At 52.2% G+C, this 8,547-nt stretch carries 9 protein-coding genes; all 9 read left to right on the top strand.

The window, feature by feature from the left end; translation table 11 throughout:
- On the top strand, positions 1-529 hold a 529-nt coding region (locus tag AC0LWT_RS37665), incomplete at its 5' end, for a hypothetical protein (protein ID WP_474686995.1).
- A gap of 142 nt (positions 530-671) precedes the next feature.
- Complete coding sequence (gene yabN / locus AC0LWT_RS37660; protein WP_474686993.1) at positions 672-2,195, top strand: bifunctional methyltransferase/pyrophosphohydrolase YabN; 1,524 nt, start codon at positions 672-674, stop codon at positions 2,193-2,195.
- Between the two features lie 121 nt (positions 2,196-2,316).
- Positions 2,317-2,589 carry an HU family DNA-binding protein gene (locus AC0LWT_RS37655; protein WP_474686992.1) on the top strand — a complete coding sequence of 91 codons (273 nt, stop codon included), beginning with the start codon at positions 2,317-2,319 and terminating at the stop codon, positions 2,587-2,589.
- Positions 2,589-2,852: an RNA-binding S4 domain-containing protein gene (locus AC0LWT_RS37650; RefSeq protein ID WP_474686991.1), complete on the top strand. Its 264-nt coding sequence runs from the start codon at positions 2,589-2,591 to the stop codon at positions 2,850-2,852. The genes AC0LWT_RS37655 and AC0LWT_RS37650 overlap by 1 nt, the downstream gene beginning before the upstream one ends.
- 105 nt (positions 2,853-2,957) lie before the next feature.
- Entirely contained in the window at positions 2,958-3,239 is a 282-nt protein-coding gene (gene yabP, locus AC0LWT_RS37645; protein ID WP_474686990.1) for a sporulation protein YabP, read from the top strand.
- A complete protein-coding gene (gene yabQ / locus AC0LWT_RS37640; protein ID WP_474686989.1) occupies positions 3,236-3,811 on the top strand; it encodes a spore cortex biosynthesis protein YabQ in 576 nt (191 codons plus the stop codon). Before yabP ends, yabQ begins: the two co-directional genes overlap by 4 nt.
- Positions 3,812-3,826: 15 nt before the next feature.
- Complete coding sequence (locus AC0LWT_RS37635) at positions 3,827-4,150, top strand: FtsB family cell division protein (RefSeq protein ID WP_474686987.1); 324 nt, start codon at positions 3,827-3,829, stop codon at positions 4,148-4,150.
- 108 nt (positions 4,151-4,258) lie between these two features.
- Positions 4,259-4,810, top strand: a complete 552-nt coding sequence (locus AC0LWT_RS37630; RefSeq protein WP_474686986.1) for a S1 domain-containing RNA-binding protein — start codon at positions 4,259-4,261, stop codon at positions 4,808-4,810.
- Between the two features lie 1,088 nt (positions 4,811-5,898).
- On the top strand, positions 5,899-8,391 hold the full coding sequence (gene spoIIE / locus AC0LWT_RS37625; protein ID WP_474686984.1) for a stage II sporulation protein E: 2,493 nt from the start codon (positions 5,899-5,901) through the stop codon (positions 8,389-8,391).
- The last annotated feature ends 156 nt before the right edge of the window (positions 8,392-8,547 follow it).

Genomic DNA, 8,547 nt, shown 5'->3' with positions numbered 1-8,547 from the left:
GCTGGCTTGCCCAGCCCTCGGGCGACGTCGCGGAGAAAGCGCGCGTGCACGAGGCGTCTCGGCACGCCCGATCGTGAGCGCTCCGCTGCGCGCGCGTCTCAAGAGGCGTCTCGGCATGCCCCGGCTGGGGGAAAAACCTGCGAAAGTGCAGGCTTTTTCTGCGAAAATGGTTCATTTTGGCGAAAAGCCTGCAAATGTGCAGGAATTTTCTCTCAAAATGGGGCTGAGCCCCTTGTACTCGATGAAAAGCCTGCACATTTGCAGGAATTTTTCGCAGTCGGCGTATCAACGAGCAAAAACCTGTACTTTTGCAGGTTTTTCTGCGCGACTAAGAGGCAAATGGCGGCTATGGGTCTGGCGTGCGGGTTTTTGGGTAGCTTGGATTTTGCAGGTGTTTTCTGGCATCGCCGGCATTCCCCGCGCTGCTAATGGTACGCCCGTTCTGGCGGTGGTTTTTTCACCCATCTCATTTTCCCGGGTTTCTGCGGGCGATGATGCGGGGACACAGGCGGTATCTGGCCGGCCGTAGTCCAACGTAGCTGAATCCATAGGAGGCGGTGCGCTGCATGACAGCTGCCGCCCCCACGCGACAACGTTCTTTTTTGCACTGGGCGAAGGGCAACTGCCTTATTCAGCCCATGTTTATACCCAATAGGAGGTGTCATGTACACATGACTCATACATATGCGCCTATCACGGTTGTCGGTCTGGGAACCGGCGACGAGGACCAGCTCACGCTGGGCGTCTGGAAGAAGCTTCAAGCGGCGTCCCGGGAGCAGGCCGTCGTGTATTTGCGGACCGCGGATCATCCGATGGTCGCCATGCTGGATGCGAATCGGATACCTTACCGTACGTTCGATGACAACTACACCGCGCACGCTTCGTTCGAGCAGGTGTATGAATCGATTGCAGACCAATTGATCGCGGCGGCCAAAGAGCAGACCGCGGAGGTGATCTATGCTGTGCCTGGTCATCCGATGGTGGCGGAATATACGGTGCAGCTGCTTAAGGAGCGCTGCCCGCAGGAGCGGATTACGCTTTCTTTGTTGGGCGGCGAAAGTTTTCTGGACCAGGCTTTCCTGCGGTTTGGCTTCGATCCGATCGAAGGCTTTCAGCTGTTGGATGCGACGAGCCTGAACCGCTATAGTTTGAATCCGCGTTTGCATACGGTGATCGGGCAGGTGTACGATACTTTGACGGCATCGGATGTCAAATTAAGTCTTATGGAGGCGTACCCGGATGATTACCGCGTCGTGGTCGGCCATTCTCTCGGCGTTGCCGGAGCTGAGCGGATCGAGGAAGTGGAGCTTCACGAGCTGGATCATCTCAAAGGCTACGGCAACCTGTCTCTGGTGTGGGTGCCGCGCAGCGAGGAAGATAGGATCTACTACCGTTCCTTCGGTCGTTTGCATGAAATCGTGCAAATTTTGCGCAGCCCGGAAGGCTGTCCGTGGGATCGGGAGCAGACTCATGCCAGCCTCCGCAAAAATCTCATCGAAGAGGCTTACGAAGTGCTGGAGACGATCGATGAGGACGATCCCGAACATATGTGCGAAGAGCTGGGAGATCTGCTGCTGCAGGTGATGCTGCACGCCCAGATGGAGGAAGAGGTCGGGACGTTTACCGTCTACGATGTTATCGCGGGGCTGAACGAGAAGTTGATTCGCCGCCATCCGCATGTTTTTGGCGAGAATAAGGCGGAAGACGCGGACGAGGCTCTTGTGAACTGGAATGCGATCAAGGCGGAGGAAAAGCGGAAAAAAGGCATCGACATCGCGAAGCAATCCGTTCTGGACGGCGTTCCGCGCGATTTGCCGGGGCTGATGAAAGCTTGGAAGCTGCAGAAAAAAGCGGCTGCCGTCGGCTTCGATTGGACGGAAATCGATGAAGTGCTGGGCAAAGTCGAGGAGGAACTCGGCGAGCTGCGGGAAGCGATGGCAAGCGAAGGGGACGACGCCGGGCAGGAGAGGCTGGGAGAGCTTGGGGACCTGCTTTTTGCTATCGTCAACCTTGCGAGATTTCTCAAAATTGACCCGGAAGAGGCCATTGGCCGGACAAACCGTAAATTTGTGCAAAGATTTTCATATATTGAAGAGCAGTTACGTTTAAGAGGACTTTCTTTTGACCAGACTGAGTTATCAGAGATGGAATTTTACTGGCAGGAAGCAAAAAAAATTGCAAACCTGGATCATTGACAGAAGGATTTTAGCGAAAAAAGCAGAATACATAGTTTGGTGTCAAGGTTGAAATGGAATGTAACCGAAATGGTACATAGAAGACTCGCTCTTCAAACATTTTAGGAGGTAAAGAAAACCCATGAACAAAACAGATCTGATCAACAACATCTCAGAAAAAAGCGGACTAACGAAGAAAGACGTAGAAGCTGTACTGAACGGATTTTTAGGTGAGGTTACAGACGCGCTTTCATCCGGAGATAAAGTACAACTGATCGGTTTCGGAACTTTCGAAACTCGCAAACGTTCCGGCCGCACGGGCCGCAACCCGCAAACAGGCAGCCCGATCGTGATCGCAGAGTCCAAAGTTCCAGCTTTCAAAGCCGGCAACAAGCTTAAAGACGCTGTAAAATAATGCGGCTCGATAAGTTTCTCAAAGTATCCCGTCTGATCAAACGCCGCACTGTGGCCAAGGATGTATCCGACCAAGGACGCGTCTGGATCAACGGAAGAGACGCCAAACCGAGCACCGCCGTGAAAGTCGGGGACGAGCTGGCTATCCAATTCGGACAAAAGAAAGTGACGGTTCGAGTGGAGGCCCTCACGGAGTCGACCCGCAAGGAAGACGCCGCCCAAATGTACACGCTGCTCAAAGAAGAAGCATATCAACCTGAATAAGAGCCTTGAAGAGACTAAGAGATTAGTCTCTTTTTTGTTGCTTTCCTGTTCTAAATTCGGACATCCCTCCATAAGGTAGTGATAGATGAAGGAGGGGTACAGGCCATGATGGAACCCGTGAAAAACAAACGGCAGGAAATCAAAATGCTGAATCGCAAGCTCTTGGAGATCTCCGGAGTTTTAAACGTAGAAAGCTTTGATAGTGAAGAGTTTCTCCTCGAAACGGAAATGGGCTTTTTGATGATCAAGGGCCAGAATCTGCATATCAAAAATTTGAGCTTGGAACAAGGATTAGTCGCCATTGAAGGGGTAGTCAACGAACTTTCGTACGTGGACGGAAACTCCCAGGAGAAATCCAAGGGATTTTTAGGTAAGCTGTTCAAGTGACGCTAAACGTCCAGTTTTATACGCTGGCGATGATGTTCCTCAGCGGGCTTGCCCTAGGTACGATCTACGATGTGCTGCACGTGCTTTCGGGCAAGCTGCGGCTGCCGCGGTGGACCATCCCGATCATTGACGTCTTGTATTGGATTGTGGCGACAATCCTCGTATTTCGAACGCTAGTACATAGTAACGAAGGGCAAATTCGCTTTTTTGTGTTTCTTGGTCTCGGCATCGGGGTATGTTTTTATTTTGCTTTCCTCAGCATCTGGATCGTACGGCTAACGGGGTTGATCGTTCGGATTGTAGTCGCGGTGTACCGTTTTATCCGAAAAACGGTCGAAATTCTCATTATTAAACCGATTATAGGCTTATATCGGCTTGTCGTGATTATTTTAGGAATTTTGGTGACTGTAGCTATTTTCCTGTATAAAATTGTGCTACAATTACTCTATCCTATGTGGAGACTGTTCCTCTGGATGACTCGGCCTGTGCGTAAATTTATGGTGCTTCCCGGTTGGCTCAAGAAGTTTGGGAGCAAGGTGGCGGCTTTATACCGCAGGTTATTCTCGAAGTAGGAGGCATTCCCATTCATGCAAGCTCAAGCAGCCGTATCAACGAATAAGCGCAGCAGCAAAGGTTCTAAACGGAGACTTCGCTTTCTCATGGTCCTTGTATTGTGCTTCATGAGCTGGGCGGGTGTCACGATTTTCGATCAGATCGCCAAGCTCTCTGCCAAGAGTTCAACGGTTCAGGATATGAAGCAGCAGCTTGCCGATGCCAGGAAGCTGAATGAGGACACGAAGAAGGAAATATCCCGACTTCACGATGACGAATACTTGGAGCAGATTATTCGGAGAGATTTTCATTATATTAAAAGCGGAGAGACGCCTTTGAGCGTTTCGAAGTCGCGTTAGTATCGTCTGAAAAAGTGAGTCAATTGCCTTGTTGACCGAGATTTGCGCATCGGTTATAATCGGCGTAGCCAGTGTTTTCAACATTTTAAGGGAGGAACATTTTACTTTATGGCAATTGAAGTGGGCACCAAGTTAGAGGGAAGAGTGACAGGGATTACTCACTTTGGAGCATTCGTCGAGCTTGCTGAAGGAGTTACCGGTCTTGTTCACATCTCAGAGATTGCAGACAATTATGTGAAAGACGTTAATGACCATTTAAAGCTGGATGACAAGGTCACGGTCAAAGTGATTAACGTGGACAAGGATGGAAAGATCGGATTGTCGATCAAGCAGACGATTGATAAGCCTGTTGAGGAAAGACCGGCTCGCCCTGAACGACAAGGTGGCGGCAGCTATCAAGGACGTCCCGGCGGAGATCGCGGAGGCTTTCAAGGCAATCGTCCGGGTGGCGGCGAACGCAGTGGCCCTCCGGGCGGTGGAGGATTCAATCGCGGCGGAGACCGTGGAGGTCGCGGCTTCAATAAGCAGCAGGGCGGCAGTCGGCCGTTTTCGTTCGAAGATAAAGTGTCCCGTTTCCTAAAAGACAGTGAAGAGCGGATTTCGTCTCTGAAGAAGAACACCGAGTCCAAACGCGGTGGAAGAGGCGGAAGAAGAGATTAATATAGCATGAACCCAAACCACATTCGCTACGGCGGGTGTGGTTTTTTTGCGTGGAATGTGGTCGACCGACCGCCGTCTGCGGTGAAACACCGCGCGTTGGGAGCTGCGCGCGGTGCGAAAGCATGGGCAGAGAAACCCGCAGATTTCAGGCGCCCAGAAACCCACACGCCAGAGCTGGTCACACAAATCTGTCTGGGAGCTGCGCGCGGTGCGAAAGCATGAGTAGAGAACCCCACAGATTTCAGGCGCCCAGAAACCCACATGCCAGAGCCGATTGCACAAATCTGCCTAATGCGCGAAGAAAGCCTGCAAAAGTACAGTTTTTGCGCGATGGATACGCTGACTACGAAAAATTCCTGCAAATGTGCAGGCTTTTCGCCGCGGATCTAGGTTCAGATTCATTTTCGCGGAAAATTCCTGCACAATCGCAGGCTTTTCGCCAAAACGAACCACTTTTGCGAAAAAAACCTGCACTTTTGCAGGTTTTCTTCGCGTTCCCAAGTAGAGATGGACCAACTCTTAAGGCTCGAGTTTTTCAACAGTCTCATCCCTTGCGGCTTTTCCGGCTGCCTAGCCGCTGCTTCGCGGGCGGGTGGTTTGCCGTCGTGGAAGCGGCTCGGGCGCGCCATTTTTGGCACCGGCAAACGACCATACCTTTTATCATTACCAATTACCGTTCATCCAGGGGCACATATTAGTGGTATACCGTTGCACCTAATACAGTGCAGGGTCTAATAGTACAGCGCCGGGTCCAATTGGGGTTGATCGTTTGATAGTTTCCAGAGTTTGGATCTGACGTGATAGAGTTCGGGCTTTCTAGCAAGCGTTCCCGCGCCGGGGCGCACCTGCAGTCGACATCAATTTACGGAAATCCTCCGCATACGCAAGGATAAAGTTCGGGCGAAAAAGACTTTTCGCGGAGCCAAGAACCCGAAAAAGCAAGGCTGGGCTTGGGCTGAGGGCTGGCGACAAAGCTGACGGGGCTTGTCGGAAATTTCTTTTACTCTACCAACTCATTCTGACAAACTTTCTGCTAGATTGTCTCTATACTAGAGAAACAATAAGAGCGAATGGAAGGTGTTAAGAACATGCAGAGAAGAAACGTTATCACATCAATCGGCGGACATTGGTCGGGATTTTGGCATAAGGCGAAAACAGGAACTCGCAGTGCTGCACTTGAGAATCGGTTCGTACAAGCATTTGTTGCCAAGAAATGGGCGCTGCTGCTCATAGTGATGGGTTTCCTGCTCGGAAGAGCGATGATTCTGGAACAACTGTCGCCATTTGGTCTTGCGTTTTTTGCCGTCATTTATTTCACAAGAAGAGATTTGCTGCATTGGGTGGGAGTTGCCGTCTTTGCAGGCAGTCTGCTCTCGCTGAGCCCTCATTCGGGCTACATTGTCACCGAGATGCTGGTCTTTTTACTCATACAAAAAGCTTGTGAAAAATACGAGCGAACGGATATTTCGCTGGCCCCGCTGCAGGTGTTCGCCTCCACGTTTCTCGTGCAACTGTTCGCCGCTATGGTCGTTTCCAATCTGACGTGGTACTCGGTCGCCATGATTGCCGTAGAATCGGTGCTCAGTCTGGTGCTGACGCTGATCTTCATTCAGGCGATCCCGGTTTTCACGCTAACCCGCAAAAATTATCATTTAAAACACGAGGAAATCATCTGTCTGATCATTTTGCTCGCTTCCGTCATGACGGGAACGGTCAGTTGGTTCATCGGCCCCGTTACTTTAGAGCACGTGCTGTCCCGTTACTTGATTCTCCTGTTCGCGCTGGTGGGCGGGGCGCCGTTCGGAGCTTCCGTCGGTGTCATTACCGGGCTGATTCTCAGTCTGGCCAACAGCAGCGCCATCTACCAGATGAGCCTGCTTGCTTTCTCCGGTATGCTGGCCGGCCTGCTCAAGGAGGGCAACCGTCTGGCTGTGGCTTTCGGGATGCTGCTGGGTTCCTCCATTTTATCGATCTATTTGGGAACGAATCGGGATATGATCAATTCCACGTGGGAATCGCTGGCGGCAGTTGCGCTCTTTTTGCTGACTCCGCGCGGCTTTATCCAGATACTCGCCAAATACGTGCCCGGCACGCAGGAAAATTTGAAATCCCAGCAGGACTACGCCAGGCGGGTGCGGGATATTACGGCCGGGCGCGTGCAGCAATTTTCGGAAGTATTTCGGCAGCTGTCCCGCAGTTTCAAGCTGATTACTACAGAAAACGCCGAGGTTCGCAAGGAGGAGGACGTGGGGCATTTTATGAATGCCGTGGCGCAAAAGACCTGCGAAACTTGCTGGAAAAAAAGCCAGTGCTGGGATCAGAAATTTTATCAGACGTACACCTATATGACCGATATGATGTCAAGTATTGAGGCGAAGGGGGATATGACGAAGAAGCATATTTTGCCCGAGTGGAAAAAAATGTGTATTCGCACGGATCAGGTGCTGGAAGTGATGAAGCAGCAATACGGCCTCTATAAAAACGATTTGCACTGGAAAAAGCAAATACTCGACAGCCGCCAGCTGGTTGCGGATCAGCTTTCAGGCGTTTCCCAGGTAATGGAGGACCTGGCCAAAGAAATCAAACGCGAAGGACAGGAGCTGTTCCTTCAGGAGGAGCAAATCCGCAATGCGCTCGAAGAGCTCGGCTTGTCCATTCACAGCATCGACATTATCAGCCTGGACGAAGGGAATGTCGACATCGAAATCATCCATCAATATACGAAAGGATTTGATGAATGCCGCAAAATCATCGCGCCGCTGCTCAGCGAAATTCTCGGCGAGAACGTCGCCGTGAAGAGCGAGCAAATGCATGAGCGCGGTGAAGGCTACAGCACAGTCGTATTCGGCTCCGCCAAGGAATACGAGGTCGAAACCGGCGTCGCCGGCGCAGCCAAGGGCGGCGACCTGCTTTCGGGCGACAGCTTCAGCACGGTGGAGCTGGGCAACGGCAAGTTCGCCGTGGCGCTGAGCGACGGCATGGGCAACGGCGAGCGCGCCCGGGCGGAGAGCCAGGCGGCGCTGACGATACTGCAGCAGCTGCTGCAGTCGGGCATGGACGAGAAGCTCGCGATCAAGTCGCTGAACTCGGTGCTGATGCTGCGTTCCTCCGACGAGATGTACGCGACCGTCGACATGGCTTTGGTCGATATGTACAACGCGAATACGACGTTTGTGAAGACCGGGTCGACGCCGAGCTTTATTAAGCGCGGCAGTGAAGTGATGATGATCTCGGCGAGCAACTTGCCGGTTGGCATCGTGCAGGACATCGAGGTGGATCTCGTGACCATTCCGCTGCAATCCGGCGACATCCTGATCATGATGACCGACGGGATATACGACGCCCCGGGCCATGCCGTCAACAAAGAGATGTGGATGAAGCGCATGGTCCAGGAGATCGATACGAATGTGCCGCAGGATTTTGCGGATTGTTTGCTGGAGCGGATTTTCCGCCATCATCACGGCGATATTCAGGATGATATGACTGTAGTCGTGGCGCGGGTAGAGAAGCACCAGCCGGAATGGGCGACTTTCCGCTGGCCGGGTTTTACGCGCCTGGAACGCCCGAAGACGGTGAGCTGATAGCGAAAGGAGGAGCCTCATATCATATAAAAACAACACAGGCTGGTCCGGGTTATCGGTCCCTATTCGCAGGGGCCGACCGGGGCCGGCTTTTTGCTGCATCAGCCGATCATCGGATCGTTGTAAAATACCGCTATAATCTCCCGTTTCTATGAT

The organism is Paenibacillus sp. sgz302164 (assembly GCF_056120505.1).
Note: the sequence above shows the minus strand (reverse complement) of the source record. Positions and strands in the feature narration are given on the sequence as shown.